This window comes from Streptococcus sp. 2022WUSS037, assembly GCF_044427225.1.
In the GTDB taxonomy this organism is placed as follows: Bacteria; Bacillota; Bacilli; order Lactobacillales; family Streptococcaceae; genus Streptococcus.
Map to the genome: position 1 here is coordinate 1 of NZ_JAOTGJ010000013.1, position 25514 is coordinate 25514.

The window sequence follows — 25514 nt, forward strand, 5'->3', positions numbered from 1 at the left end:
GAACGATGACAGCGGAATTATTTATCAAGTGGTATCAGGAGCAGCTATTGCCATCCTTGACAGAACCCCATGTCATCATTATGGATAATGCAGCTTTTCATCCCAAGAAACAACTAGATGAGCTTGCAGTGGCTAAGGGACACTATTTTCTTCCGCTTCCACCTTATTCCCCTGAACTTAACCCAATTGAACGATTCTGGGCTGGCTTGAAAAGAAAAGTGGCTGAGTTATTGAGGAGATTTCAATCGGTTGAGTATTCTTTGGAATACTATTTTAAAACTAAATGACTATAAATATCTGAAAACGCATTTTCATCTTTCCATTGGTTTACTTGTCAACTGCCTACACGTCCTGCTGACCAACCCCATTGGCTTTCGAAATTACGATCTCCAGATGCGTCGCTTTCTTTTTTAAAGAGACGGTACCTACTGTCAGAATTATTGTTGCTATCGCTGACATTTTTAGGGAATTGTTCAAGTAATTTTTCACCGTTTTGGTCAGTAATACTTTTCAACTTTAAGCCCTCAGGAATAATAAAGTAGTACCCTCCCTTATCATTGGTGAAGTTCCAATGTGTAGGATTGAACTTTACTTTCCATGTAAACTCGTTATTGCTATTTGTCGAAAAATCTTCAATAGATACTGACTTTTGGACCAAGTCGTTATAGTTAGTCTCTTGAATAAGTTCTCCAGGATCAAAGATAGGCGAGATATGTGCTATTTGCACCTTTCCCTCTTCATTTGCTTTTACGGTTGGTGTCTGTGTAAACAGCAATCCTCCCAATACGATAGCACTTAAAAATAAACTTGATATAATTTTACGTTTGCTCATAAGAGTCTCCTTCTTTACTTGATCTATTTTTGCGCTAGCTACAAAAATACTGGCAAGCTAATCGTCCCATTTCTAGGCTATCCCTTCCTTACTAAGATGAGAGTCTCTAGCAAATAAAAGACTTTTAACTACTATCAGTATAACAATATAAGTAGTATTTTCTCTTGGAGCTATCCGTTTTTTTCTATATTTGTCATTTAGCATATAGATGGTAAGACACACTCTAAAAACGTCCGATGCAAAATTTGCTTATCTAGATGTCATCAAAGCGTGCAAGATTGTTTCGATGCTTTAAGCAGTATACAAAAAATCACCTCAAAACAGTCAGGTCAAGACCCATTTTGAGGTGTCATATATCGTTCTAAAAATAATATTATGAAGACGTCGCAAGTCTTGTAAAATGCGATGTTTCCGCTTTACTTTTGACTCATCCCTACTCTTCCTTACTTATCGGTGCTAGGCTTGCTAGAACTTTTTTAAGGCCCATTTCTGGGAAATTGATTTTGAGTTCTTGGTTGCTGCCTGAGCCTGAAACTTCAAGGACAGTTCCGCGTCCCCATTTCTTATGGACTGCGATGTCACCAACTGACCAGTTGGTGCCTGAGCCAGACGATTTGGTACTTGATGCGAAAGGCATACTGCCTCCGAGCTTGGCAGATGGTTGTACGGATGCTTTTCGACTTTGCATGGCCTGTTGCAAACTCATACCTTGTCCAAACTGTGTCGCTCTGCCATTGACATAAGAAGCCTTAAAGCTAGTATTGGCTGGACGAGCGAGACCCTGATAGTCCAGAAGGTCACTGGAAATTTCGCGGATAAAGCGGCTTGGTTGGTTGTAGTTGGTGCGACCGAAAAGGAGTCGAGAATTGGCATTTGTCAGGTAGAGAGTCTGCTCAGCACGGGTGATGCCTACGTAAGCCAAACGACGTTCTTCTTCCAATTCGTCCTCTTCTTCTGCTGCACGACTGAGTGGGAAGACATTTTCCTCCATACCAATCAAGAATACAACTGGAAATTCCAGACCCTTGGCCGCGTGGAGGGTCATAAGGGTTACTTCTGAAGATTCGGTGTCTCCATCATCTGTATCAGCAATCAGTGCCAAATCAAGCAAGAAGCGTGTCAAGCGATCCAGACCTGTCTCTTCTTCCTCAGCATCCTTTTCATCAAAGTTTTTGGTAACAGAAAGGAATTCCTGAATGTTTTCAATGCGGGCATTGGCTTCCAGTGTATTTTGTGCGGCAAGGGCATCGATGTAGCCTGTTTGATTTAATACTGCCTCGACTACTTGGGTTACCGTCAAGTTGTCTAATTGATTACGGAGCTTATAGAGGAGATTGGCTAGGTCAAAGACCGCCTGTGCTGCCTTCCCTTTAATCGGCGATAACATAATATCCTGAGAAGCTTCTAGCAAGGACATGCTGTGGCTGGTCGCAAAATCACGAAGTTTGTCAACCGTACCAGGTCCAACCCCACGTTTTGGCTCATTGACAATGCGCTCATAGGAGATATTGTCTGATGGATTTGCAATGATATTCAAATAAGAAATCACATCTCGGATTTCCTTACGGCTGTAGAACTTGGTGCCTCCAACCATGGTGTAAGGGATATTGGATTTGAGCAAGGCTTCCTCAATAGTACGGGACTGGGCATTGGTCCGATAGAGAACTGCAAAATCCTTATAAGCCTTGCCTTCTCGGTGCAACTGGTCAATCTGTCCTGCAACATAGATAGCTTCATCATTCTCATCTCTGGCACGATAGTAGGTAATCAAATCCCCTTGGGCATTCTGTGTCCAGAGTTTCTTAGGACGGCGATTGCGGTTGTTTTCGATGACTTCATTAGCCGCCTGCAAGACGGTCTTGGTCGAACGATAGTTTTCCTCCAAGAGCACCACCTTGCTCTCAGGATAGTCCTTTTCAAAGTCCAGGATATTTTGCATATCTGCACCACGCCAACCATAGATAGACTGGTCCGCATCACCGACAACGCAGATATTCTTGAAACGTGATGCCAGGAGCTTGACCAATTGGTACTGGGCATGGTTGGTATCCTGATACTCATCGACATGGATATACTGGAATTTCTGCTGGTAATAGGTAAGAACCTCTGGATTTTGGTCAAAAAGGCGGAGCGTCAACATGATCAAATCATCAAAGTCAACGGCCTCTGACTGTCTTAGTTCCTTTTGATAAGCCGTGTAGCATTTAGCAACAATCTGCGTGTAGAGGTCGCCTGCCTGGGCTTCAAATACCTTGTCATCAATCAAGTCGTTTTTGGCATTGGAAATGGTTCCAAGGATAGAACGTTCACTCCACTTTTTCGGGTCTAAATTAAGATTTTTCAAAATCCGTTTCATAAGGGTGCGTTGCTCACCTGGATCGACAATGGTAAAATTGCGATTATAACCAATATGGTCAGCATCACGACGTAAAATCCGTACACACATGGAGTGGAAGGTAGCAATCAAACAGTCTTGCGTAGCAGGATTGAGGGCGTAGGCCCGCTCTTTCATCTCACGCGCCGCTTTGTTGGTAAAGGTAATGGCCAAGATATTCCAAGGATTGACCATTTTTTCATCAATCAAGTAGGCAATACGGTGGGTCAAGACTCGCGTCTTGCCCGAACCAGCCCCTGCCATAATCAAAAGCGGCCCTTCTGTCGTCTGTACCGCTTCTGCCTGTCTGTCATTCATTCCGTTTAATAATGGGTTCATTGTCTCATACTTTCTTAGAACATGTATTACAAGTGGAGTGCTTTTAAATAAGAGATAGTTTTTCGCTAATCAAGGCAGTTTTTTGAAGGAATACCGACTGTATTTTGAAAAAAACTAACGATGAGTAGCTGAAAAACTAGGCTTAGATGGAAGTACTACACTGTGAATACAGGTTCGTTATAATCATTCTCTCCATTATACCAAAAAATCTCTCGATAGGCAGTTGCAATGTGATAGATGACATGCAAAAAAGCCCAGAGTCATCTCTGAGCTTTTGTATTCAATTAATTATTCAGCACCCAAGGCAGCTACTGTGATGTAGTTGTAAGGTTTGTTGAAGTGTGGCAAGAAGAACAAGTCTGTCAATGCCAATTTTTCGATTGTTACGCCTTCTTGGATTGCCAATGAGAAGAGGTGGATTCCCAATGAGATATCTTCACGAGCAGCCATTTGAGCACCAAGGATACGACGTGAATCTTTATCGTAAACGATCTTGATAGTTACTGGGAAGTTACCATGCTCCATGAATTCTGGTTTTTGGTTATCTGTTACTTCTGTAACAGCAGCGTTCAAACCAAGACGAGTAGCTTTTTCAAGTGTCAAACCTGTTGATACAAGGTTAAGACCATAGATAGAGATACCGTTAGAACCTTGTACACCGATACCTTCAAGGTCAGTACCACAGATGTTGTGAGCTGCTACGATACCAGTACGTACTGCGTTTGAAGCCAAAGCGATGTAGCTTGTGTCGCCAGTAGCGTTGTCATAGATAGTTGCACAGTCACCGATAGCGTAAACGCCTGGGATTGAAGTTTCTTGGCGTTTGTTTACAAGGAAGGCACCGTTGCGGAAGCGCTCGATTCCTTCACCTGCAAATGCAGTGTTTGGACGGAAACCAACAGCCAAGATAACCATGTCAACATCGTATTCGTTCTTGTCAGTAATGATTTTTTCAACTTTGCCATCACCAGCAACTTCTTGAACAGTTTCGCCAAAGGCAAGTTGAATACCATGCTCTTCCAAGTTTTTAGCCATAAGGTCTGACAAGTCGCGGTCATAGTACCCAGCCAAACATGTATCTACAACGTCGATAAGGATAACTTCTTTACCTTTACGTTGGAATGCTTCTGCAAGCTCAACACCGATGTAACCAGCACCAACTACTGCTACGCGGTTGATGTCTTTGTTTTTCAATTTTTCAATAACATCTGCTGAGTTTTGGTACAATTTTACGAATTGCAAGTTTTCAAGAGTTGCTTCAAATTCAAGAGAACCTTCTTTGATTTCAGCTCCTTTGATTGGTGGCAAGATAGGTTGTGAACCAGTTGCGAAAAGAAGTTTTTCAAATGATTCAACATGTTCTTGACCATTTACAAGCGCTGTAACTGTTTTGGCATCATAGTCAATGTTTGTAACAGGTGACTCCATGTAAACTTTTGCGCCCATGCTTTCCAATTGTTCTTTATCAGAGTAGAAAAGTCCTTCTGGACCAGCAATTTGCTCACCAATCCACAAAGCCATACCACAACCCAAGAATGAGATGTTTGAGTTTTGGTCAAATACAACGATTTCGTTTTCTTGACCATAGTTTGTCAACATTGTTTTAATTGCGGCAGTACCTGCGTGGTTAGCACCGACAACAACGATTTTAGCCATAAGAGAAAATCTCACTTTCGAAATATATTTTTTTACAAAGTCTATTATACACTAAAAATGATACCGATTACAAAATTTTTGCTCATAAAATCACATTTTTTCAAAAAGTTTTTGAAATGCTATTTTCTTTAAACAATGTAAAGATATATAAAAGCAAAAAACCTAGATTTCTCTAGGTTTCTCTTAACGCACTTGTTCAAAACGCAGATGTACAATAATCTTATCGCCATAACCGTTACGTTCCAAATCACGTTGCAAGCGATAGGAAATGTAATGCTCAGCAATAGAAATATAACCTGCATCTAAAAGACGGTGTTCAACTTGCGACTGAACCATGCTAATCGTTGGTCGCTCTGTATGAGCTTCTTCCAAGTCAAGCACTACTTTCTTTGTGACCTGAGCAAGATTTTTCCGCCAAGTTTCATCAATGACATAAACTGTCTGTGCAGCTTTAATGATGGCTTGGTAGATTTTATCTGGGTCAAATTCAACAATCTCTCCACTACGTTTAATGACTTGCATAAAAGCTCCTTTCTGGTTTTCAGTAAACCCTTTCATACTTACATTATCTAGGTTTTTATGCATTTTGTCAAGTATTCTTTTTCATAAATTTTGCCTTGGCTTATTTTCGCTGAAAACCCTTTAGTATGATATAATGGACCTATTAAAATGAAATAAGGAGAAAATCATGACAAACGCAATGCCTAAACGTCAAGAAATTGATGTGCAATTAACTTGGGATACGGACATTCTATTTCCGACCCCTGATAACTACAAAGAAAATTTGGCAGCCTACGCTAAGCAAGTGACAGCTTTCGAATCGAATTTCAAAGGGAAGCTAACTGATAAGGATACCATCGTTTCCGCCTTAACAGAATACGAAAAAATCGTCATTCTTGATAGTAGACTTTCCCACTATGCCTTTTTGCCATTAGAAGTTGACAAGATGAATACTGAATTGGCGAGCCTGGCCAATGAATACGACCTCGTTTCTGCCAAGGTACGTCCTCAACGAGATTTCCTCTATTCAGAACTTGGTCAATTAGATGAAGCCTTTCTTCTTGAATTAAAAGAAGAACAACCACAATGGGCTGCTTTCTTCGATGCTATTTTACGAGACAAACCCCATCAACTCCATCCACTTCAAGAAGAACTTCTCTCAAACTTCGCCCCAACTTTTGGTCAGCCATACAACAACTACGGTGTGACCAAGTTTGAAGATATGACCTTTGATAACTTCGAGGCAAATGGTGAAACACTTGGGAACAGCTATGTGCTCTTTGAAAATGATTATGAACTCAGCCATGATACCGAGATCCGTCGCAATTCAGCTGCTGGTTTTTACTCAACCTTGAAGAAATACAAGAATACAACTGCCGCAACTTATTTGTCTCATATCAAAAATGAACAAATCGAAGCTCGCTTGCGTGGTTTTGACAGCACTATCGACTTCCTCTTGCATCGTCAAAACGTATCCCGTGATCTCTTCGACCGTCAAATTGATGTCATCATGAAGGAATTGGCTCCACACATGCGCCGTTATGTGAAATTGGTTGCCAAGGCTCATGGATTGGACAAAATCACACATGCTGACTTGAAAATCAGTTTGCCATCTGAATACAACCAACGCATCACTCCTGAAGAATCTAAACAATTCTTGATTGACTGCTTGGGCATTCTTGGTGAGGATTATGTGAAGATGATTGAACAATCGTTTGATGAGCGTTGGATTGACTTTGCTCAAAACGAAGGCAAGGCAACAGGTGGCTTCTGTGCTACTCTTTACGATGGACCATCCTATATCCTACTTTCATGGACAGGTTTGATGAACGAGGTCTTGGTATTGGCTCACGAATTGGGTCATGCTGGTCATTTCCAATTGGCTAAGAAACAAAGCGTCCTCAGCTACGATCCATCCCTTTACTTCATTGAGGCGCCTTCTACTGCTAATGAAGTCTTGACATGTAACACCCTTTTGAAAAACAACCAAGACCCTGGCTTCCAGGCTTACTTGATTAGCGAGTTGATCAGCCGTACTTACTTCCACAACATGGTCACTCACTTGCTTGAAGCAGCCTTCCAACGTGAAGTCTACACTCGTTTGGACAATGAAGAATACCTCAATGGTGATATTCTCTGCCAAATCAAGTTGGATGTCATCAAGGAATTCTGGGGTGAAGACTTTGAAATCGGTGACGATGCAGGTCTTATCTGGATGCGTCAACCACACTACTACATTGGTTTGTATCCATATACTTACTCAGCTGGTTTGACCATCGGTACGGCTATGGCTAAGCAATTGGAAGAACATCCTGAAGAAGTTGTTGAAAAATGGTTGGAAACCTTGTCACTCGGTGCAAGTCTTTCTGCCCAAGACCTTGCTAAACACGCTGGTGTTGACGTTTCAACAGACCAACCACTCAAAGAAACCATCGCCTATGTTGGTTCATTGGTGGATAAATTGGAATCCTTAATTTAATAACTCTTAAAGGCTTGAACACATTGGTTCAGGCCTTTTTTGTTTGCTTGTTTTCTCCATAAGACCAATTCCTCCCTTATTTGGTATCTACGTAATAAAAAACTTCCCTAACCATTGCTGATTAGAGAAGGATATTTCTTAAAAAATGAGACCATAAAGGAGAGCCGCAAGCAAGCCTCCGATGATGGGACCAAGTACTGGTACCCAAGCATAGCCCCAATCCGAATCTCCCTTGTGCTTCAATGGAAGGATTGCATGCATGATACGAGGACCAAGGTCACGCGCAGGGTTTAGGGCATATCCTGTTGGACCGCCAAGAGAAACTCCGAGGGAAACAATCAAACCGCCGACGATTAAAGTGCCAAGCCCTGTTGGAAAATCATACTGACCGAAAGCCAGTAATCCCGAGACCAAAACAAAGGTTCCGATTGCTTCGCTAATTGTAAATGTCCCCTAGACGTTGTTCGCTCCCTTATTTCAAAGCTCACCTTAAATTACTTCGCTTTTTTATTTTCAAGCTCAGGTAAGAATAGTCCACTGGACTAGCTCGCCTTCGTATTTTTGGGCTCGGGTCTTCTGTGGTCACTTTCGTATTTCTTGGTGACCAGATGATGTACTTCGCTTTTTTGTTTTCAGGCTCAGGTACAAATAGGCTACTAGCCTATTTGTACTCCCCTGACTGTCCTCGCTTTCGGGTTTTTGAGCTCGGGACTTCTGTGGTCACTTTCGTATTTCTTGGTGACCAGCTGAAACAGTTCCCCGAACTGTTTCACTCCCCTAGACGTTTTTAATAATCCGGTCGTACGACTCCTGTTACGGTCGCTTTAGTTGCTTCGTAGTCGCCGTCAACGACTACTTTGATAATGCGTTTGGCATCTTCTTCTGGGCATGGAACCAACGGTAAGCGGAGTGGACCAACTTCAAATCCAAGATAGTTGAGAACTGCCTTAACTGGTGCAGGACTTGGATATGAGAAGAGGGCATTGACTTTCGGAATGAACCTGCGTTGAATAGCGGCTGCTGTTCGAATATCTTGTTGTTCGATGGCTGTAAACATTTCATACATCTCATCACCATTCGTGTGAGATGCAACAGAAATCACACCATCTGCTCCCAAGTTCATTGCATGGAAAGCATCCCCATCCTCACCTGTATAAATCAAGAAGTCGTCAGGTTTATGCTCAATTAGGTAAGCCATGTTGGCAAGGCTTGTACACTCTTTAACACCGATGATGTTTGGATGCTCAGCCAAACGTAACATGGTTTCTGGCGTCATTTCAACCACGACACGACCTGGGATATTGTAGATAATGATTGGCAAATCAGAGGCATCCGCAATAGCCTTGAAGTGCTGATACATGCCCTCTTGAGAGGGTTTGTTGTAGTAAGGCACAATGGCAAGACCTGCCGCAAAGCCGCCGAATGCTGCCACTTCTTTAGCAAACTCAATCGAGTCGCGCGTATCGTTTGTACCAATACCTGCAATCAAGGGAACACGACCGTTGACAATCTTTTGCACAGCACCAAATAGTTCCAGTTCTTCCTCGTGTGTCAGGGTTGGACTTTCGGCAGTTGTTCCTGCTAATAAAATCCCTTCCGTATGGTGAGCCAATAGATGCTCAACCAACTCTGGTAAAACATCGTAGTTTATTGCACCGTCCTCTTTAAAGGGCGTAATCATAGCCGTAATAATTTTTACATCACGTAAATCTTGAATAGACATAGGCTTCCTCTCTTACTGATTGTTGCTAAAAAAGGCTGAGTGCAGCCTTTTGTGTACTTTTGGTTAATGAAATTATTTCAATTCAAATTTCAAGTCTGCCGTTGGACGAACTAGACCACGCTCATGAAGGGTTTCAGCGATTTGAACAGAGTTCCATGCAGCACCTTTGAGCAAGTTGTCAGAAACAACCCACATGTGAATACCGTTTTCCTTATCCAAATCTTTACGGATACGACCAACAAAGGTATCACGGCTACCGACAGCGTTAATCGCTTGCGGATAAATTTGATTAGCCACATCATCTTCCAAAACAGCTCCTGGGAAGGATGCAATAGCTGCCTTCACTTCTTCAATCGGTGCAATTTCTTTAGTTTCAATGTAAACAGACTCAGAGTGAGCTGACAAGACTGGAATACGGACGCAGGTTGCAGAAACAGCAATACTGTCATCTTCCATGATTTTCTTAGTCTCTTTTGTCATCTTCATCTCTTCATAAGTGTAGTCATTTTCAGTGAAGAGGTCGATTTGCGGAATAGCGTTGAAACCGATTGGGTAATGTTTCTTATCGCCACCAGAAGGAAGAATATTTGCTTCTACCGCTTTTGGTTCCACGCCATCATTCAAGACAGAACGAAGCTGTGCTTGTGTTTCCAAGATAGCTCCCATACCAGCACCAGAGACTGCCTGATAAGTGGATACGATGATCCGCTCCAAGCCCCATTTCTGACGAACAGGCTCCAAGGCAACCATCATTTGAATAGTTGAACAGTTTGGACATGCAATGATACCATTGTGGGCATCCAGTGCGTGAGCATTTACCTCAGGAACAACCAAAGGCACATCTGGATTTTGACGGAAGTAAGAGGTATTGTCAACTACTACAGCTCCTGCTTTTACTGCGTAAGGAGCATACTTGGCAGATGTAGAGCCACCAGCTGAGAAGAGGGCAATATCCACTCCTTCAAAGGCTGTTTCTGTTGTTTCTTCAATGACAATATCCTGTCCCTTAAACTGCAAGGTCTTGCCTGCTGAACGGGCAGAAGCAAGGAAACGCACTTTCTCGATTGGAAGTGTTGACTCTTCCAACATTTTAATCATTTGGGCACCGACTGCACCAGTGGCACCAACAACAGCTACTACATAGGCCATAGAAATCTCCTTTAAGTCAATTCTTCAAAATTTTCTAAATATTTTATATTTAACAATTATATCATAATTTTTTCAAATGAAAAGCCCTGAGAAAGAATTTCCCAAGGCAATTACTTCGAACCTCTATTCACAAGTTTAGATGGACATGCTCAACTGTGAATGCTCTTCTTATTTGTCTAACGAGCGAACATAGTAGTCAACAGCCATCAGAGCTTCTGCAACGTCTTCTGCTGAAATAGCAAATGGCATACCGTGAATTGTTTCTCCTTCAATCGTCGCTTGTTGGCCGACTTTCAATAGATCTTCATAACCAGCATCAGCCAAATGTAACTCCTCCAAAGTTGTTGGAAGACTCAAGGCTTGATAGAAACGGATGTATTTTTCCAATTCTTCTTTCGGACGGTTTTCCAAGAAGAGCTGGGTCAAGGTCCCATAAGCCACTTTTTCACCATGTGTCAAATGGTGAATGTCTCCCTCCAAGGCGGTGAATCCATTGTGTATCGCATGCGCCGCGGCCAAACCTGCACTTTCAAAGCCTAAACCACTTAGCAAGGTATTGGCTTCAACAATGTTCTCTAAAGCAGCTGTCACAACCTTGGCTTTACAGCTGGCCATGGCTTGAAGTCCATATTCAAAGAGTGTTTGTTCACAGGCTTGTGCAATAGCGATACCAGCAAGTGTCTGACCTCCTCCTGCCATTGTTGTTCCATTGCTTTGTAAAATAGCACGCGCTTCTACCCACGTCGCCAAGCCATCCGCAATACCAGAAGCCAAAAGACGTGGCGGTGCTTGACAAATAATCGCTGTATCTACTAAGACAAGATCTGGATTTTTCTTATAGAAAATATAGCGTTCAAACGCCCCTTCTTCAGAATAAATGACAGATAAAGCAGATGTCGGAGCATCTGTTGAAGCAATAGTTGGAGCAATGACGACTGGCACTCCTAGTAAATCAGCAATCGCCTTGGCTGAGTCAATCGTCTTGCCACCACCTAGACCAATTACGACGTCACTAGCTTGTTCTTTTCCGATTTCTACGACGCGCTGGATTTCCTTGTCAGATGCTTCTCCATTAAAGGCCACACGATGGACTTGCATCCCTTCTTCAACGAGATAGGACAAAAACTTCTCACCGACAATCCCATATACTAAATCATCACAAAGAATCAAAGGCTTTGTTCCCAATTTTCCGATAGCTTCTGCACCTTGGAAAAGAACATGTTTACCTTGAATATAGCGAGATGGACTTGCAAATACTTTCATAAGAATCCCTCCTTGAAATAATAGATAGTGTTATATTGAGTAATAAACGAAGTTAGCATTGCCGAAAGCAAGAGGCACGAGCCCATATTTTTAATATTGCCATTGTACAGCGATGCCTACTAGCAACGTGTCGAGCAATCTTCTCCCATCTCTAGTGCAATTTCCTTGAAAACTGCCTCCAGCGACGATAGATTGCTAGAGTTGGCAGACAAAAGCAACTGTTGACACCACTTCAGCCTGGCTTGAAATTCTTCTGATTCCTGAGTCAAATAGGTCAGAAGCAAATAGAGGACAAGATTTCGTTTCAATGGCTCATCCACTAAATCCTCTCTTCTTTCGCTGAGCTTTGATTCTATTTGTTGAATCACGTCCCAAGCATCACTAGGTAGGTCTAATGTTACACAAGTAGAAAGAACTTCTAAGACATCTTGTACTTCTTTTGATAATATCCGGGCTTCAAAATCCTCTATAGCTTGAAGACTACTGTTAAATAAAACGCTTTCAAAATCTCTGATAAGAATATCATCTACCAAACTGAATAGATGATTTCTTTTTACTTCTTTTATGGCTGCTAGATAAAGAAGAGTATTGACCACTCCATTCATCAACTCCGAGGTAGGTTGTGTCAATAATTGGTCCCTATCCGCGATAATTAGCTGGATGGACTCATTAAACAATGGTCGCTCTCTTTTCATATTTTCCACCGATAGCCGAGGCAGAGTGGTAAACGGTGAAGTCGGTATAAGAACGGCTGGCAAGTCTAGTAAATCCGCAACAGACTTTGTACAAGCTGCCACAGAACTATTACCAATGCCAATAATATGGTCTGCACAATGTCGGAAACCAACTTCCCCACATTCTTCAACCAAGTTCTGGTCCCACTCCTCCATATAGGCTATTTTAACAATAAGTCCATAACAAGTTAAAACTTTCACAAAGTTTTCTATAGTCGTATTATACTCCTGTTTTGCACATAAAACAAGGGGGCGATGACCTATTTTCAAAATGTCAATCGCACAAGTGTCTAAAAGATGATTTCCTTGTATAGTGCGTGAAAGACCTGAGAATTGTTTCATAGTGCCCCCTTATTTTATAATATAGAACTGTTTAGATAGTATACCTTCCATGAATGGCAGACCAATCATCTGCAAAATCATTTACCGCCTTTTCAATGGATGGCATAGAAAAAGCTGCTTCAAATACATCTGCACCTGCCGTAATAGCCTGCGCCCCATTTGCAAATGCTTGGTTCACTTGATCCACATTTTTGAATGACGCCGCTAAAATTTTACTTTCCGAACACTCCCTATCAATCGCTTCTGATAACTGAGCGATGACCGCATTCGAATCAATATTCAGATTGGCCATGCGATTGTAGTACGGTGCCAAGTAATCTGCACCCGCTTCAATAGCTAACAAGCCCTGAAAAACGGTATAAATCGCTGTTGCTGTAATCTGATAGCCTTGCGCTTTCAATGTTTTCATGGCAGCCAAACCAGCAGGCGTTACCGGAACCTTAATATAGACATTTTCCGGTGCCAATTCACGAATTTTTTTAGCGTCTGCCAAAATCCCTTCATAATCCTTTGCCACAACTTGCACATGTAGTGAAGCATTTGGACCGATGATGTCACGGATAAGGTGCAAACGTTCAAAAAAGTCAATGTCACCTTCTTTCTTCGCAATCGTTGGGTTTGAGGTCACCCCCGCAAGGGGTAAAACCTCAGCCCATTTTCGTATTTCCTCTATATTTAAGGTGTCCAGCATGAATTCCATAATAATAACCTCTTTTACAATGTATGTTCTGTACGACCAATGATGTCGTCTTGTGTTGCTCTCGACAATACATTGAAGAATGCTGAATAGCCTGCTACACGGACAATCAAATCACGGTGTTTTTCAGGATGTAGTTGTGCATCAATCAAGGTTTCTCGAGAGACAACATTGTACTGAATATGATAGCCATGCAAGCGGTTAAAGAATGTCCGCAAGAGGGCAATTAATTTTTGTTTGTCTTCTTCTTTGGCAAGTGTTTGTGGATTGACCTTCTGATTGAGCAGAACGCCTCCAACAATTTCATGCGTTGGTAATTTGGCAACTGATTTCAAAACGGATGTCGGTCCATTTTTATCCATATTATGTGATGGAGAACAACCTTCTGCCAACGGTGTACCTGCATTTCGACCATCTGGAGTTGCTAAGGTACCACGCCCCTGTCCAACGTTTGCTGAAATGGATGATGTACCTGAATAACGGATACCACCAATCGGACCACGACCAAAGCGAGTATTTGGATATTTGGCAATCTCATCGATATAAATATCATACGCTGCTGTTACCAATTGGTCTGCATAATCATCATCGTTACCATATTTTGGTGCATCTTCAATCAACATTTCCTGGATTTCTTTACCACGCTCTCCAGCATAGTCTGTTTCCAAAGCATGCCACAATTCTTCTGGAGTCAATCGTCCTTCTTCAAAGACTAATTTTTTGATTGCTGCTAGAGAATCAGATAAATTGGCAATGCCAACCTGCAGACCAGAAATGTAATCGTAAATCGCTCCGCCTTCTTTCAGGTGCTTGCCACGACCGATACAGTCATCTGTCAGAGCCGAGCAGAGAATGTCTGGTACTTCTCTTTCTAAAGCAATGTCAATTGCATTTTCAACGATAACACTCATCCGTGTTAGATGACGAAGTGTCTTTTCCCATGCCGTTTCAAGCTCTTCAAAGGATTTCATATCTTTGAAGTGACCAAAGGCTGGTGCAAATCGTTTGCCTGATGCAGGGTCAATCCCATCATTCATGGTAATCAACAACACTTTCGGGAAGTTCATATAGCTCATACCTGTACAACGGTAACCCCATTTACCAGGAACAGCTGTTTCTACACAACCAATCGCACTGTAGTCATAGGCATCTTCTTCCAAGACACCTTTTTCAATAAAGGATGGAATGATAATTTCATCGTTGTTGAAGGCAGGCATACCAAAGCCAAGTTTCATCACTTCGATGCATTCATTCATGAAACGAGCATCTAGGCCTGCATGATAGCGAACAGTCAAGTTTGGCTGTGGCAGGTGTGTTTGGGCAACAGATTTCAATACTAAGTAAGAAAGTGGATTGACAGCATCCTTCTTATCACGTGTTTGTCCACCAATGGTTACATTTTGGTATAGTGGACTACCAGCAGATGAGAAGGTATGCGATTGACTACGAACCTTGTTGATAGTAATGGTCTTAATCCACAAGTTAGTCAAGCGTTCGACGATGCTGTCTTCCGTTTCACGTCCTGCTTCTAAATCAGCTTTCACATACGGATACATGTATTGGTCGAAACGTCCATAGGATAGAGAATGTCCATTTGACTCGATTTGCAAGATACACTGGATAAACCAGACAGATTGCACTGCCTCTGCAAATGTTTCAGCAGGTTCATACGGCACCTTCGCACAAATCCGTGCAATCTCCAGTAGTTCTTGACGGCGTTGAGCGGTTGGAGCTTTCTCTGCCAATTCAGTAGCCAAGGCGACAAAACGATCTGCATATGCTTTCACCGCATCAATGATGATAAAGATTGAGTCATAGAAATGATATTTATCAATACTTGCAGGATCCGTCAAATCGAGATTAGCCTTTGCTTCACGAACTCGCTCCTCAAAACCACGCAAACCTTGTTCCAATACCTTTTGGTAATTGACAGCCAAGTGGGCATCGCCAGAGTTCATCTTACCTTCCATACCAAAGAAGCCAGTTTCCATATAGACTTGAACTTCTTCTGGAAGCAAGACACCTGCACGTGAACGAAGATTATTCTTTTCCCAGAATGGAGCGATGCTGCGCAACTGCTCCTTGGTTTTCTCGGTAATATAGAAGACATCCCCATCCCGTTTTTCGAATAAATCCAATTCATTCAATACAAACTCTAAGGTATATTCTGGGAAGATGGGAGCATCTTTATTTGAAGAAGCTTGGTTACCTGCAATCAGACTTTCTTCCTCAATATAAAGCGTCATGTTCTCCAATATTTCTTTGAGCATATAGGCCCTTTTTAATACATTGGGCTTTTCTCTATGTTCTTGATAGGCTTTTGTTGCTAAAACAGCCCGTTCCGCATCAATATAGGGCTTCTTATCAAGGACATCTTCTCTGTATTTGTTCATCCGATCTGTCAGACTTCCAAAATACTCCGTTTTAATGCTAGTGCCAGCTACTTCAGTCACTGTTTTCATAGTTATACCCTTTCTTTCGAAACTTAATTTTGTTTCGTTTGTAAATTAAGTATATCCTGTAATAGGGGTTATTGTCAATTGATGCTAGTGAGAGCTAAGATTTCCGAAGCCAGCTGCACATTTGTGCAACTCTTTTATCTGACATCATTGACTAAACTGGTTCTTTCATTTCACTTTCATAGGCAATCTTATCTTGGATTTTGAAGAATGGGAAATAAACAATAGTTGAGACAGCTAAAATAATGATTTGAACAACTGCACCTTGCCAACCACCCACCATAAAACCAGAAATGATTGCTGGGGTAGACCATGGTAGGGTCACACCTGAAAATGGTTGCATAAAGCCTATTGAGATTGCACCGTAGACAATGAAAGCCGCTAGGATTGGTACCAAGACAAATGGTAAGAACATAACAGGATTCATCACAATTGGGAAACCAAAGACGACTGGTTCATTAACGTTAAAGAGTGCAGGAAAGGCCGCTACCTTACCAAGAGCCTTATATTGTTTTGATTTTGCAGCAAATAGCATTGCAAAAACAATACCAAAGGTAATACCTGAACCTGACATAATCAAGAAACTATCCAAGAATTGTTGGGTCACAATGTGGGCGCCATTTTCCAGAGACAATTTATCTGCTGCTAAAAGGGCCTTATTGGCATCGAGGTTTGACAATAGTAAAGCAGTAACGACACCATTGACAACTGACTGACCATGTACACCAAACCACCAGAGGAAGGAAATGAAGAAAGCAATTCCAATCGCACCTGGTAATGAACCTGTCAAACCTTGTAGTGGCACTTGAATCACATCGTAAATCATTTCAATGAATGTACCACCGTTTGTCGCCATCTTGGAAACAATATAGACAATCATAGATAGCAAAAAGATGACAAAAGCTGGAATCATAGCTTCAAACTGCTTGGCAATAGCTTGCGGTACTTGTTCAGGCATCTTGATAACAATATGACGCTGAATAAAAGTCGTATAGATAGCGCCCACTACCAAACCAATAATAATCGCACCGATAATTCCTTGACCTCCAAACCATACTTTTGCGATGGCATCACCGATTGGTTCTCCATCAACTGGAATATAAGAAGATTTCAAGAGGATAAAGAATGAAGACAAGGACAGTACGCCCGCAGGGAGAGGCTCAACTCCACTATTTTTGGCATAAGAATAGCCGATCGCAAAACAAGAAATCAAGCCCATAATTGCAAAGGTTCCGCTATAGACTTGCATAAACGGTTCAGTCCATTCCGCTCCAAATATAGAAGCTATTGCAGCATTTAAGCCTTCAAAAGGCAATTGCCCCAAAATTAAGAAAATACTACCAACTACTGTTAAAGGCAAGATAGCCAACATACCATCTTTTAGAGCGATGATCCCTTTCATATTCACAAATTTCATGATTGGGACAATAATTTTTTGTGTATCAATTTTGGACATGACCATACTCCTTTATGAAACCATGCTGAGTGCCAATTGAAGAACTTTTTTCCCGTCCAACATCCCGTAGTCTGCCATTGGAATCACGGCAATAGGGACTTGCTTTTCATCACAGAGCGCTTTTGACTTATCAAGCGTATATGCTACTTGTGGTCCCAATAAAGCTACATCAATTTCGTCAAGGTAATCTGCAATTTTCCCTTGAGAATGCGCGTCGATTTCTACTTCGACACCTGCGTCTGCTGCTGCAATCTTCATGTTGTTTACCAACATGCCTGTAGAAAAACCAGCGGCACAAAATAGAGCGATTTTAACCATTTCGGTTTCCTCCTAAATATAATTTTTTTGTTTTAGCCAACTTTTTTTAGTTCTTTCCGCAAATCAATGATTTCTTTAATCAAATTGATTTCTGTAATAGATGTCATCAAATGATCTTGCGAATGGACAAATAGTGCTGTAATATCAGATTTTGCTCCCCCAGCTTCCTGTGCTAAGAATTTTGTCTGCATATTGTGAGCTTCTAATAATGCTGCATCTGCCAATTCTAATTCCTCTTCTGCTCGCTCTTCTTCACCTGCTTTGACTAGCGACAAAGCTTGGTAGGCGTGACTTTTCGCATCTCCAGCATAAATAATCAATCCCATGATCAATTGATCTGCAATAATCATTTCCATTTCTTTTTCCTCCAATTTGTTTTGTTTGTAAGTTATTATATTTCTTTCGTAAGTAAATCATATCATTTTATTTCAATATAGTAAATAATAAAACTGCTCTTTTTTACCTATTTTGAATAAATTGCACTTTTGTGCTTTTTCGATAAAATAAAAACATTTACTATCCATCAAGGACAATAAATGTCATTATTTAACCTATCACAAAGAGAAATGGTTGGTATCTCCATCTAGCTCCAACACCTTCAAGATTGTCCCTTCGTCCGTCACAAGATGATTGATATAACCAGCTCGCAAAATAGCTAGTATTGCCTGAGCCTTATGCTCTCCGTAAGCTAAGGCTAGCGTATTGGGAATATTTTTCAGTTCTTCTAATGAAATAGCTATCGTCCTATCTTGTAAGTCTTCGACAACGGGTTCTCCATTATGATTAAGACAACGACAGCAGGTTTCACCAACCGCCCCCTCTATAGATAACTGATGAAAGTCAGCTTCTGTTAACATATCCAACCACTGAGGATTATTAGCATCTACCCTACCACCAATTCCGACAGCCGCCACATTCAATTTTTTCCAGTCCGCTCTTAACTCTTCAAAATATCTGGATGACAAAATTCCTTCAGCAAGGCTTTGATTTTCTTGGATAATAGTCGCATTGATAAAACTGCACTCTCCTCGAAATTTATTGGCCATATCATAAATTAGAGTATTGACATGATAGCGAGCATGAATATGACTTGGGCCACCAGCAATAGGAACAAATTTTAAACCTTTCATTCGGTGATGTCCTATTTTCTCAACGATTAAACTCAAACTTCTGCCCCAAGAAAAACCAACTATCATGTCATCATCAATCAAATTGGTTAACATATCAGCTGCTGCTTCTGCTAAACGAGATTCTAAAGCAGAAAAATCGCCATCTGAGCTATTTTCTACCAGTTCAAGCCCCTTTAGACCATACTTGTTTTGAACGTATTTCTCCAGCTGATAAAGTCGCTTATCAAAATCTTGAATTTCTATTTTAACAATGCCTTCTAACTTGGCTCTCGTCAGCATTCTACTGACTGTTGTCCTGTAGATTCCAGTTTCCATGGCAATCTCTGCCTGACTTTTTCCCTCTATGTAATAGAGATAGGCAATCTTTGCTAATTGTCTTCTTTTTTCTAGCTTCATTCTTTCCTCACTAAACGATAGTGACCTTAACATTGGCTTTTTCTAGTTCAGCTACAAAAATCTCTGCAATTGAGGTATCCGTAATGACCTGAGCAACTTGACTTAAACCAAATCTGCGTACTGTCCCTCGTTTTGTAAATTTACTAGAATCTGTTAGCACAATCATGTTTTCAGCAACGTCAGACATGTACTGTACTACTTCGCTTCGCATTAAGTTTTTACCTGTAAAACCATGCTCACTATCATAGCCATCAGTTCCTACAAAAGCCTTATCAACATGGAAAAACTGAATCATTTTATGCAAGAGCGGCCCAACTGTTACTTGGGAATCTTTTTGAAACTCACCACCCAATAAAATAATCTGACAGCTATCATATTGTCGCACATAATTGGCTATAAAATAAGAATTTGTTATGATGGTCACATTTCTCTTGGTTTTGCAAATTTCTTCTGCCAAGAGAGCACAAGTTGACCCAGACTCTATCATAATCGTTTCATTGTCGGCAATAAGATTTGCAGCTTCTTTTGCAATTCGTTTTTTTACGTCATAGCGAAAGGACATCCGAATATTAAGGTCATCACCACTATTTAGAACAGCATAGCCATGTTCTCTACGTAATAAACCTTTTGATTCTAACTTATCTAAATCTTTACGGATGGTTACCTTAGAAACGTCCAGTTGCTCCGCCAAACTATTGACATCTATTCTTTCATGTTGTGATACCAGTTGTATAATTTTATCTAATCGTTCCATTTCATCACCTCATCATTATTCTATCAAATTTTGACTCTTTTTCAACTATTTGCAACTTTTTAACTTACGTTCGTAATTGTAAAACTTTCTTTTGTGTGATAGAATCAAATTAATCGAAAAGGAGAAAGAGCATGAATACACGAAAAGGCATTATTTTTAACATTCAACATTTTTCGCTCCATGACGGTCCTGGTATACGTACAACGGTTTTCTTGAAAGGCTGCCCCCTACGTTGTCCTTGGTGTGCAAATCCAGAATCTCAAAAACGAAAACCTGAACCCATGCTTGATGCTGTTAGTAAAAAAACGACCATCATGGGAGAAGAAAAATCTGTTGATGACATCATATCCGAAGTCATGAAAGATATTGATTTTTATGAAGAATCTGGTGGTGGGCTCACGCTGTCTGGCGGAGAAATTTTTGCCCAATATGAGTTTGCGAAAGCTATTCTTATGGAGGCAAAAAAACACGGCCTTCATACCGCTATTGAAACCACCGCTTTCGTAGAACACCGCAAATTTGTTGACCTTATCCAATACGTTGACTTTATCTATACTGATTTAAAACATTACAATACAATTTCTCATAGAAAAGTCACCGGCGTCAACAATAACCTTATCATACAAAATATCCAATACGCCTTTTCCATCGGAAAAGAAATCGTCCTACGTATCCCTGTTATCCCTGACTTTAATAATTCCCTCGAAGATGCTGAACAATTCGCCTGTCTCTTTAATCAACTCAAGATTGACAAAGTTCAACTACTCCCCTTCCATCAATTTGGAGAAAATAAGTATAAGCTTCTCAATCGAACCTATGCTATGACCGATGTCAAGGCTCTCCATCCAGAAGACTTGGCTGATTATCAGGCAATCTTTTTGAAACATAATATCAATTGTTACTTCTAGCACACTTTTAATAATATTAACCATCAGAATGAGCAGTATTGACTGATTCGTTCAATGTTCAGACCAAATTAAATATTGATACTTCTACAAAGATATACGGAATAATAGAACTCTTAGAAACTTCATTCAAATGTTTTCTAAGAGTTCTTTTCTTATTTTGACTACAAAAATAAAAGATTGAAGAGTCTGTCCCAAATAGACTTTTCTTCAATCTAACTTATCTCCCAATTATAGGGTAGACTCATTTACAACCATCCGTGAACGTTGTTCAATTTCCTCAGGTGTCAGAACACTATTGTAAAACATGAATTGACGAAGATTAAGCTCATCAACTGTCCAACGTAGTTCTGTCTGCCGACGTGTGCCACCAACCTGTACATAGTCCATAGCAGTTGCAGAAGTAAATGGAGCTTGTGACATGGTTGTCTGACCAGACAATTTTCCATTCACATATAATTTGACCAAGAATTGACGACTTGTCCCAACTTGTTCGTAGGTCATGGCGACAGTATTCCAGTTCCCATTGATGAGGCGCTGACTGGCCTCTGTAATATGACCGATAGTCTGACCGCTACTACCGATACGGCTTTCAAAAATCAGTTTCCCATCCCGTACAATGAGAGCTGAATACTCATTTTTTAGACTGGCACTCGATGTCGAGAACAAGCTATAAAAACCTGAAGTTGTGCTGGCTTTGAAGTCCATGAAAATCGTTCCACTATTGATAGCTAGAAGACTGTCTTTGACAGTGCTAGCTAGCTCAATACGCTTACCGTTTTGAACATTTGTCTGAAGAGGCTCCAAACTCAGTACCTGATGATTAGCAAAGGAAGGCTCAGCTTGACTTGGAATATATTCAAACAATTCCACTTCTTTCAAGGTCATCAAGCGATTATTGATTTGATTTGGTCGCACACGCGCCTCCAAAATAATCAATTCGATTCTATCTGCTCGAATATCTCGACTAAATTGATAAGTTTCAATTTCTCTTTCGTAAGGAACTGATATTTCTGTCGACTGGTGAACCAAGTTAGCGCCATTGTAAGCCTTTACTTGATACTTGGTAACCGTACCATTGTTATTAATACGCTTGGTCATGACCAAACTATGCAATCTAGTTGCTTGGCCATTTGTAGTCTGAATAGTGATTGTCTGAGGCAAGGTAATTCGATCTGTCAAATTCCAACGTAGCTCTGTTAGACTTTCCTTATTGCCATCCATCAAATTAGGCAAACCACGTCCAAAGGTATCCTCATAGACATTTTCACCACGAACCGCTAAGCGAGAAGGATCAATCTTTTCCACTCTAAACAAAGGTTGTTCTTCAACGCTACTTCCCACCTCGTACAATTCAACTTCTTTAATCGTCATAGTACGATTGTTGATAATATCTGGTCGGAATTTCGCTTCTAAAATTATCAATTCAACCTTATTCGCAAACACTCTGCTTGTGAACTTATAATGATCTTCTGTCTGAGCATAAGGAACTTCAATAATCCCTGAATCATGTGTCAAGTTTGTACCATCGTAAGTTTTAATACGATACTTAGTAACTGTACCGTAATTATTGATACGCTTGAAAAGAGCCAGCTTATCGAGTTGAATTGCTTGATTATTACGTGTCTGAATTGAAATAGTCTGCGGAAGAGTAATTTTATCTGTCAAATTCCAACGCAATTCCGTCAAAGTTTCTAGATTTCCATCCATTAAGTTACCTAAACCACGTCTGAAACTATCTTCATAGACATCTTCACCTGTCACAAGTAAACGATCACTCGATATCTTATTAGAGCTATCCGATAAAGATTTCTCAAATACAGCTGTTACGAGTGCTACCTTATTTGCCGGGGTCACAATCGAGCCTCTTGATAGACCTTCAATTGCAAAACTTCCTGCTTGCTGATTCCAACTATATATTAAAGTCTGGCTATCCAACTGACCTAGGAAAGTCAATTCTTGACCTGTACTTGTTCGCAGATGTGGTTGATTTAAGGCAATAACCGGTTTTGTAAAGGAAAGATAAAGTTTGTTATCGCGACCTAAACTGATTGTCTGTACTGCACTTGCGGCACTTTCAGTCACTGGACGAGTCAAATAGTCCCAAGTAACCTGTTTATAATAAAGGCTATAGGCATTTTGATTTCCCGATGAATGTTCGTATAAGATACCAAAAGTATCATTTCCTAGATATTGTAGGGAATTGTAAGCGAAGTTACCATCTTGAATCAAGCTATGGTGAAGCCAATTCAAACGGCCATCAATCCCAACTTCTGCTACATGGATAGTACCATTTGTACGATTGCCTCCTGGACCAGCAGCATTTGCTAAAAGTACATATTCTTTCCCATTGCGAACATGACGAATCGCAGATAATTGAACGTAAGGATCGTGAATGGCATCCATTACTTCAAGATCATTCAGCCAAGTCTGACCTCCATCAAGACTGGTTGCCACACGCACCTTGCCTGCAAGCCCACGCATAAACATCTTCAACTGTCCATTTCCGAGTTGGACAAGTGTAGCCTCTGTACCTTGTTCTTTTGAGAGATTCATGGTACTAGAATGTAAGAGCGTTCCGTCAGCCAATTGACGATTGTCGTTAAATGTTTGACCCGCCTTCCAATTTTTTCCATGATCATCAGAATAAAAGACCAAGGCTGATTGCGAACCATATAAACCGGTCTTCCAGTTTGCAGAATAGGCCGGAACCACCAATCGACCTTTATTAGGACCAGTATGCAAGGTAATACCAGTACCTGGTCCCAAACCAAGGAACTTCATGTAATCTTTTTTAACACTTGGTGTGATATCTTCGGGTCTTGACCAGGTTAATCCGTCGTCATCACTGTATGACATCCAGATATAATTTGCCTTTGCCACACGGAAAGGACTTGCCGAATCCGTCTGATTATAAATATTGCCAATCAATTGCTGATTGTGATACAAATCACCTAAATTGGCATAAGCTGGACTTGAATCCTTTGTATTGACTCGGTAAGCCGTTTTTTGACCTTGAGGCGAGTATACATATCCATCTTCTCGTAAAGTATAAGGTCGATCAGCATTATTAGAATATAGATTAAGGTAGGATTTTCCATTAATGACTGTATATTCTACTTCTCTTTGAGATGGCATCCCAAACAAGGCCTGTCCCTCTGGATACATATCATAAATAGCAAAAATTCGCTTCGTCGTTGGATCTTGAACAAGAGCTGTATCAATGGTCAAAGGTGCACCAATACTACGATTGGTCGCCTTTTCATTATTCTTCAAATCAACAATTTTTATTGTTGAACCCCAAGTTACTCCATTATCCGAACTACGTTTCACAACTTGAGCAATGTCTCCCCAGTCGCCCGAATGATCGTGACGCATATCTGTCGCAGCAATCAAAGTACCCTTGTCAGTCTTCAAGAGAGCAGGAATACGGAAACTAGCTGCCCCTTCTGGACCTTTCTGACCAGCTCGTCCACCTTCAAAAACCACCACTTTTTCAGATATGCCAGTTGTTGCCAAACTATCTACAGGAGCTAGTTGACGAGTAAATAGAATGGAACGCCGAGCAACTTCTTCAGCTGTAAGGGCCTTATTATAAAACGTAAAATTTCTAATATCTAATTGATCAACACCCCACCGTAAATCGTTGCCACGCTTTGTTGCTCCAAGTTGAGCATGGTTCATAGCAGTTGCACTGGTAAAGATTCCTTGACTAGCTCTTGTTGCACCAGAAAATTGACCATTGATGTAAAGCTTGACATCCATTTCTTGACTATTCAAGACTTTTTCATAGGTCATGGCAACTGCATTCCACTCACCATTGACCATTGTAGCATCCATCTGGGTAACATTGGCAATTGTTCGACCACCATCCACACGACTTTCCAGAGTAACACTACCATCTTTTGCAATGAGAGCCGTGTATTCATTTGATTTCGTATCACTGGATGTGGAGAACAGACTGTGAAAACCTGCATTCTGAGCAGCCTTATACTCCATATAAATCGTGCCTGTTTCCGATTGTCTAATAAGGTGTTCTGTCCCTTCACTCAAGACATGACGTTTGTCATTGCTGCTATTTAATTGAATCGCTTCTACTTTGGTAATTTCATTATTTTCAAATTCTTGAGAGGGAACATCCGCATTGACCGCCTCATAGCCAGCACGTAGAGCTGGATATGTTCCCGTTTCTTCAACAATAGATCCTGAAACTTCCTCTTGATTTCCTCCAATATCAGCTAGGACGGTTCCTTCTTCTGTTGACAGATTCTGAGAAGTTGTTTCTACTTGAGTAGATGATATTTCCAGCTCCGTAGAGACACTTGTAACTGCTTGTTCTTGTTTAACTACCAATGGCTGTTCAAGGGCAACTTGCTCTAACTCTTGCCCCAAAACTGCCTCAGAATACATGATTGTGGGGAAAACTAAGCTAGAAAATAAAGAAACTTTATAAACGGATGATTTTGTAATTTTTTTCATATCTTCACCAAATTCCTTACATACTACAC

At 40.9% G+C, this 25514-nt stretch carries 19 protein-coding genes and 1 pseudogene; 3 read left to right on the forward strand and 17 right to left on the reverse strand.

Annotated elements, in window-relative coordinates:
• Positions 1 to 287, forward strand: a 287-nt coding sequence (locus tag ODU55_RS06225) for a transposase (RefSeq protein ID WP_398582203.1), incomplete at its 5' end; no start/stop codon positions are given.
• Positions 288 to 334: 47 nt separating this feature from the next.
• On the opposite strand, the gene ODU55_RS06230 is transcribed toward ODU55_RS06225, so the two are convergent.
• The 4 genes from ODU55_RS06230 to ODU55_RS06245 all read right to left on the reverse strand — a co-directional run bounded on the left by ODU55_RS06230 (position 335) and on the right by ODU55_RS06245 (position 5723).
• Positions 335 to 832, reverse strand: a complete 498-nt coding sequence (locus ODU55_RS06230) for a hypothetical protein (protein WP_398582278.1) — start codon at positions 830 to 832, stop codon at positions 335 to 337.
• A 433-nt stretch (positions 833 to 1265) separates the two neighbouring features.
• Entirely contained in the window at positions 1266 to 3545 is a 2280-nt protein-coding gene (gene pcrA / locus ODU55_RS06235; protein ID WP_398582279.1) for a DNA helicase PcrA, read from the reverse strand.
• A 288-nt stretch (positions 3546 to 3833) separates the two neighbouring features.
• Entirely contained in the window at positions 3834 to 5201 is a 1368-nt protein-coding gene (gene nox / locus ODU55_RS06240) for a H2O-forming NADH oxidase (protein WP_398582280.1), read from the reverse strand.
• 183 nt (positions 5202 to 5384) lie between these two features.
• Positions 5385 to 5723: an ATP cone domain-containing protein gene (locus tag ODU55_RS06245; protein ID WP_002935455.1), complete on the reverse strand. Its 339-nt coding sequence runs from the start codon at positions 5721 to 5723 to the stop codon at positions 5385 to 5387.
• A gap of 166 nt (positions 5724 to 5889) precedes the next feature.
• On the opposite strand from ODU55_RS06245, the gene pepF reads away from it, so the two are divergent.
• Positions 5890 to 7680 (forward strand): oligoendopeptidase F, encoded by a 1791-nt coding sequence (pepF, locus tag ODU55_RS06250; RefSeq protein WP_398582281.1) that lies wholly within the window; start codon positions 5890 to 5892, stop codon positions 7678 to 7680.
• 138 nt (positions 7681 to 7818) lie between these two features.
• Here the strand turns inward: pepF and ODU55_RS06255 are convergent.
• The 12 genes and pseudogenes from ODU55_RS06255 to ODU55_RS06310 all read right to left on the reverse strand — a co-directional run.
• Positions 7819 to 8124, reverse strand: a pseudogene (locus ODU55_RS06255) (MIP/aquaporin family protein); the annotation flags it as partial.
• Positions 8125 to 8467: 343 nt separating this feature from the next.
• The gene (gene dapA, locus ODU55_RS06260) at positions 8468 to 9403 is read right to left on the reverse strand and encodes a 4-hydroxy-tetrahydrodipicolinate synthase (protein ID WP_398582282.1); all 936 of its coding nucleotides are present in this window, start codon (positions 9401 to 9403) and stop codon (positions 8468 to 8470) included.
• Positions 9404 to 9475: 72 nt separating this feature from the next.
• Complete coding sequence (locus ODU55_RS06265; RefSeq protein WP_029171167.1) at positions 9476 to 10552, reverse strand: aspartate-semialdehyde dehydrogenase; 1077 nt, start codon at positions 10550 to 10552, stop codon at positions 9476 to 9478.
• A gap of 168 nt (positions 10553 to 10720) precedes the next feature.
• The gene (locus tag ODU55_RS06270) at positions 10721 to 11815 is read right to left on the reverse strand and encodes a glycerol dehydrogenase (protein WP_024376526.1); all 1095 of its coding nucleotides are present in this window, start codon (positions 11813 to 11815) and stop codon (positions 10721 to 10723) included.
• 119 nt (positions 11816 to 11934) lie between these two features.
• The gene (locus tag ODU55_RS06275; protein WP_398582283.1) at positions 11935 to 12891 is read right to left on the reverse strand and encodes a glycerol dehydrogenase; all 957 of its coding nucleotides are present in this window, start codon (positions 12889 to 12891) and stop codon (positions 11935 to 11937) included.
• Positions 12892 to 12922: 31 nt separating this feature from the next.
• A complete protein-coding gene (locus ODU55_RS06280) occupies positions 12923 to 13591 on the reverse strand; it encodes a fructose-6-phosphate aldolase (RefSeq protein ID WP_024407592.1) in 669 nt (222 codons plus the stop codon).
• Between the two features lie 14 nt (positions 13592 to 13605).
• On the reverse strand, positions 13606 to 16050 hold the full coding sequence (locus tag ODU55_RS06285) for a glycyl radical protein (protein ID WP_398582284.1): 2445 nt from the start codon (positions 16048 to 16050) through the stop codon (positions 13606 to 13608).
• Positions 16051 to 16201: 151 nt separating this feature from the next.
• A complete protein-coding gene (locus ODU55_RS06290; protein WP_024376530.1) occupies positions 16202 to 17503 on the reverse strand; it encodes a PTS sugar transporter subunit IIC in 1302 nt (433 codons plus the stop codon).
• Positions 17504 to 17515: 12 nt separating this feature from the next.
• Positions 17516 to 17821 carry a PTS sugar transporter subunit IIB gene (locus tag ODU55_RS06295; RefSeq protein ID WP_002935430.1) on the reverse strand — a complete coding sequence of 102 codons (306 nt, stop codon included), beginning with the start codon at positions 17819 to 17821 and terminating at the stop codon, positions 17516 to 17518.
• A gap of 32 nt (positions 17822 to 17853) precedes the next feature.
• Positions 17854 to 18177, reverse strand: a complete 324-nt coding sequence (locus ODU55_RS06300; protein ID WP_024376531.1) for a PTS lactose/cellobiose transporter subunit IIA — start codon at positions 18175 to 18177, stop codon at positions 17854 to 17856.
• 198 nt (positions 18178 to 18375) lie between these two features.
• On the reverse strand, positions 18376 to 19347 hold the full coding sequence (locus ODU55_RS06305) for a sugar-binding transcriptional regulator (RefSeq protein ID WP_398582285.1): 972 nt from the start codon (positions 19345 to 19347) through the stop codon (positions 18376 to 18378).
• A gap of 10 nt (positions 19348 to 19357) precedes the next feature.
• Positions 19358 to 20101: a DeoR/GlpR family DNA-binding transcription regulator gene (locus ODU55_RS06310; protein WP_398582286.1), complete on the reverse strand. Its 744-nt coding sequence runs from the start codon at positions 20099 to 20101 to the stop codon at positions 19358 to 19360.
• A 131-nt stretch (positions 20102 to 20232) separates the two neighbouring features.
• On the opposite strand from ODU55_RS06310, the gene ODU55_RS06315 reads away from it, so the two are divergent.
• A complete protein-coding gene (locus ODU55_RS06315) occupies positions 20233 to 21009 on the forward strand; it encodes a glycyl-radical enzyme activating protein (RefSeq protein WP_398582287.1) in 777 nt (258 codons plus the stop codon).
• 228 nt (positions 21010 to 21237) lie between these two features.
• On the opposite strand, the gene ODU55_RS06320 is transcribed toward ODU55_RS06315, so the two are convergent.
• Complete coding sequence (locus ODU55_RS06320; RefSeq protein WP_398582288.1) at positions 21238 to 25485, reverse strand: sialidase domain-containing protein; 4248 nt, start codon at positions 25483 to 25485, stop codon at positions 21238 to 21240.
• Positions 25486 to 25514: the final 29 nt, after the last annotated feature.

Bases quoted from the DNA above. Each gene is read 5' to 3' on its own strand.
- pcrA (WP_398582279.1), bottom strand. From the start codon at position 3,545: ATGAACCCATTATTAAACGGAATGAATGACAGACAGGCAGAAGCGGTA.
- ODU55_RS06310 (WP_398582286.1), bottom strand. From the start codon at position 20,101: ATGGAACGATTAGATAAAATTATACAACTGGTATCACAACATGAAAGA.
- ODU55_RS06300 (WP_024376531.1), bottom strand. From the start codon at position 18,177: ATGGAAATGATTATTGCAGATCAATTGATCATGGGATTGATTATTTAT.
- ODU55_RS06245 (WP_002935455.1), bottom strand. From the start codon at position 5,723: ATGCAAGTCATTAAACGTAGTGGAGAGATTGTTGAATTTGACCCAGAT.
- ODU55_RS06290 (WP_024376530.1), bottom strand. From the start codon at position 17,503: ATGTCCAAAATTGATACACAAAAAATTATTGTCCCAATCATGAAATTT.
- nox (WP_398582280.1), bottom strand. From the start codon at position 5,201: ATGGCTAAAATCGTTGTTGTCGGTGCTAACCACGCAGGTACTGCCGCA.
- ODU55_RS06295 (WP_002935430.1), bottom strand. From the start codon at position 17,821: ATGGTTAAAATCGCTCTATTTTGTGCCGCTGGTTTTTCTACAGGCATG.
- ODU55_RS06270 (WP_024376526.1), bottom strand. From the start codon at position 11,815: ATGAAAGTATTTGCAAGTCCATCTCGCTATATTCAAGGTAAACATGTT.
- ODU55_RS06230 (WP_398582278.1), bottom strand. From the start codon at position 832: ATGAGCAAACGTAAAATTATATCAAGTTTATTTTTAAGTGCTATCGTA.
- dapA (WP_398582282.1), bottom strand. From the start codon at position 9,403: ATGTCTATTCAAGATTTACGTGATGTAAAAATTATTACGGCTATGATT.
- ODU55_RS06315 (WP_398582287.1), top strand. From the start codon at position 20,233: ATGAATACACGAAAAGGCATTATTTTTAACATTCAACATTTTTCGCTC.
- ODU55_RS06305 (WP_398582285.1), bottom strand. From the start codon at position 19,347: ATGAAGCTAGAAAAAAGAAGACAATTAGCAAAGATTGCCTATCTCTAT.
- ODU55_RS06280 (WP_024407592.1), bottom strand. From the start codon at position 13,591: ATGGAATTCATGCTGGACACCTTAAATATAGAGGAAATACGAAAATGG.
- pepF (WP_398582281.1), top strand. From the start codon at position 5,890: ATGACAAACGCAATGCCTAAACGTCAAGAAATTGATGTGCAATTAACT.
- ODU55_RS06265 (WP_029171167.1), bottom strand. From the start codon at position 10,552: ATGGCCTATGTAGTAGCTGTTGTTGGTGCCACTGGTGCAGTCGGTGCC.
- ODU55_RS06320 (WP_398582288.1), bottom strand. From the start codon at position 25,485: ATGAAAAAAATTACAAAATCATCCGTTTATAAAGTTTCTTTATTTTCT.
- ODU55_RS06275 (WP_398582283.1), bottom strand. From the start codon at position 12,891: ATGAAACAATTCTCAGGTCTTTCACGCACTATACAAGGAAATCATCTT.
- ODU55_RS06285 (WP_398582284.1), bottom strand. From the start codon at position 16,050: ATGAAAACAGTGACTGAAGTAGCTGGCACTAGCATTAAAACGGAGTAT.